Annotated in this window: 3 protein-coding genes; 2 read left to right on the forward strand and 1 reads right to left on the reverse strand. The window is 63.5% G+C overall.

Annotated features, from left to right (window positions below; genetic code table 11):
- Window positions 1-227: 227 nt before the first annotated feature.
- On the forward strand, window positions 228-1,535 hold the full coding sequence (locus ACXWUF_RS20940; protein WP_458497844.1) for a TolC family protein: 1,308 nt from the start codon (window positions 228-230) through the stop codon (window positions 1,533-1,535).
- A gap of 186 nt (window positions 1,536-1,721) precedes the next feature.
- Window positions 1,722-2,372, forward strand: coding sequence for a DUF2076 domain-containing protein (locus tag ACXWUF_RS20945; protein WP_458497845.1), 651 nt, complete (start codon window positions 1,722-1,724; stop codon window positions 2,370-2,372).
- 189 nt (window positions 2,373-2,561) lie between these two features.
- On the opposite strand, the gene ACXWUF_RS20950 is transcribed toward ACXWUF_RS20945, so the two are convergent.
- A complete protein-coding gene (locus ACXWUF_RS20950; RefSeq protein WP_458497846.1) occupies window positions 2,562-3,260 on the reverse strand; it encodes a pirin family protein in 699 nt (232 codons plus the stop codon).
- Window positions 3,261-3,299 lie beyond the last annotated feature (39 nt).

A 3,299-nucleotide genomic window follows, 5' to 3' on the forward strand; every position in this document is an offset into this window, starting at 1 on the left:
CGTTCCCACGCTCCGCGTGGGAATGCAGATGGGGACGCTCCGCGTCCCGTGTCCCGTCCAGCGACGGTTCTATCTGGAGTCCGAACTTTAGTTTGGACGAAACCCCGGTGGCTGACGGCCCTGTCCAAACTGAAGTTCGGACTCCAGACCTTTGCCGCCGCCGGGGCAGACACGGGACGCGGAGCGGCCAAGGATGCATTCCCACGCGGAGCGTGGGAACGATAATCTTGTTATGGTCCGGCCTCACGTTCGCCGCCCCGACCCTCGACCTGCTGCAACTCTACGAGCAAACCCTCGCCACCAACCCCGCGCTCAAGGGCCGGGAATATTCCATCGAACAGGCCCAAGCCCAGGAGGACCAAGCCCTCAGCAAGCTGCTGCCCCAGGTGTCGGCCAGCGGGAATCTTTCCTGGAACGACTTCACCCAGGCCGAAACCAACCCGCTAACCCGCCAAACCCGCACCGTGAACAGCGCTTATGAAGGCGTGCGCGGCATCATCCAGGCCCGCCAAGCCCTGTTCGACCTGCCGTCGTTCCTGCGCTTCCAGGTGGCGGGCGAAACCATCAAGCAGACGGAACAAGAACTGGAGTCCACCCGCCTCGCGGTCACGGCGGATTTGATCGACCGCTATCTCGGCGTCCTCGAAGCCTCCGACGAGATGAGCTTCGTCCAGGGCGAAAAGGCGCTGACCAACGGCGACATGCAGCGCATCCGCCGCATGTTCGAGCGGCAACTGGCGATGGTCACGGATGTCTATGAAATCGAGGCGTATTACCAAGCCCTGCTGACCCGCGAAATCGAGGTGGACAACGCCAAGGCCGTCGCGCTGGAAAAGCTGCGGGAAACCGCTGGCGTGCCCGTGCCCGAAGTCGCGCCGCTGACCCGGGACCACTTGCCGGACGTGCCGGGCCAGGAAGCGCAATGGGTGGAAGAGGCGGGCCGCAATCATCCGACCTTACGGGCCTTGGAACACGCCGTCGAGGCCGGGGAAAAGCTCATCGCCAGCGCCCGCGCCGAGCATTTGCCCCAGGTGGCCTTGCAACTGTCGGAGACCTACGCCGACAACGGCGGCTTCGATAACCGCCAGTTGCCCCGCTACAACGTCGGCACGGTGGGGCTGCAATTGAACGTGCCGCTTTATTCCGGTGGCGGCATCGAGGCGGCGGCGCGGGACGCCACGGCGCGTTATCAAATGGCGGTGGAGAAGCGCACGGAGAAGCGCCGGGAAATCGAGCGGCAGACCCGCACCGCCTACCTGAACGCCCGCACCGGATGGGCGCGGGTCGATTCCACCGGGCGGGAAGTCGAGGCACGGGAAAAAGCCCGCGCCGCGCAGGAGCGGAGCTATCAACTGGGCACCGCCACCATCGTGGCCTTGTTGGAAGCGAAGAAAAATCTATTGAAAGCCCGCTTCGAGCAGGCCCGCGCCCGCTATGACTACGTTCGCGCTCTGGTGGCCCTGCGGTTGTGGACGGGGAGCCTGTCCCAGAAGGATGTCGAGGACATCAATTCCTGGCTGGCCTCGGCCAAATAGGATGGGTGGAGGCGCACACGACGGGATCGAAGCCTTTGGCGATTCTTGCCGTGCGCCGCAACCCATCATGCCAACCTAAATCGTGGGAGCGGGCTTCAGCCCGCGCTCCATTACTGATCGTGGGCTGAAGCCCGCTCCCACCCTTTTAGTCGATAATACGGTTTTCAACTTCCAAGGTAGCCAGCCATGAACAGCGAAGAACGCCGACTCCTGACCGATTTCCTCGACCAAATGAAGCAGGCCAGGGGCTTTCAGAAAGACCCAGACGCCGCCGCCCTGATTTCCGCCGCCGCCGCTCAACAACCCGACGCGGCCTACTTGCTGGTGCAAAAAGCCTTACTGCAAGAGCAAGCGCTGAATGCCGCCAAATCCCAAATCGCCCAGCTACAAGGCCAACTGGAACAGGCCCGTGCCCGCAGCGCCGCCCCGCCCCGTAGCGGTGGCGGCTTCCTGGGCGGGAGCGATCCGTGGGCGGCTCCAGCGCCAACTCGTCCCGCGCCCGCCGCGCCTTGGGCTGGGGCGGCACCACAAGCCCCGGCGTCCGGCGGTGGGTTCGGCAGCTTCCTCGGCACAGCGGCGGCGGCGGCGGCGGGCATCGCGGGCGGTGCCTTTTTGTTCCAAGGGCTGGAAAGCCTTTTGGGAGGACACCACAACTCGGGGAGCGGCTTTTTGGACTCGGCGGATATAAACCCGGACCACGCCCAGAATGTCACCATCAACGAGTATTACGGCTCCGACGATAACCAGCCGGACCAGGACACCCAGGACAATGATTTCGACCCAGGGCTGGATGATTTCGACACCTACGATGACGATGACGGAAGCCTGAGCGTGTAAACCGACAACTCATAGGGTGGGTGTGGGCGCACATCCGGCGAACCATCCCGACAATCTTGTTCCCGCCGTGCGCCGTAACCCGCCATGCTGATTAGGGCGATGGGTTACGGCGCACGAAGCGATTCCTTGAAATACAAAGCCTTGCGTTGTGCGCCTCCACCCACCTTATAGTCCAGAATTCCCACGGACTCACGGCAAATCGAACAGCAACAATTCCGCCTCCTCGACCGCCTGGATACGCAGCCGGTCTTCCCGTTCCAGCCCCAACGCATCGCCCGCTTCCAAACGCTCGCCGTCGATGTCCACCCGGCCCCGCGCCACATGCAGCCAAGCCCTTCGACCGGGCGCGAGGGTCTGCTCCAGCGTCGTTCCCGCCGACAGCAGCGCGGCGTGAACGGCCACATCCTGATGAAGCTGAATCACGTCCTCCCCGCCCGTCGCGCCCACGATGGCATGGAAGCGATCCCGTTTGAGGGCCGGGTCCACATCGACCTGCCTGTAGCGCGGCGGCGTGCCCTTGATCTTGGGTTCGATCCAGATTTGCAGCAGATGCACCGGCGTGTCCTTCGAGGCGTTGAACTCGCTGTGCCGAATCCCGCTGCCCGCGCTCATGTATTGCACCTCGCCCGCCCGGATGACCGAGCCGTTGCCTAAGCTGTCCCGGTGTTCCAGCGCCCCATCCAGCACGTAGGTCAGGATTTCCATGTCGCGGTGCGGATGGGTGGGGAAGCCGCCGCCGGGCTTGATGACATCGTCGTTGATGACCCGCAGCACGCCGAAGCCCATGTGCTTGGGGTCGTAATAATCGCCGAAGGAAAACGTGTGATGGCCGTCCAGCCAAGGCAAGTGGGTTTGTCCCCGATCCGTTCCTTTGCGTAGCGTCTTCATGGTCGCCTCCGTTGGAAATTTTGAAAGGCCGTTTGGTCC

The organism is Methylomagnum sp. (genome assembly GCF_054333355.1).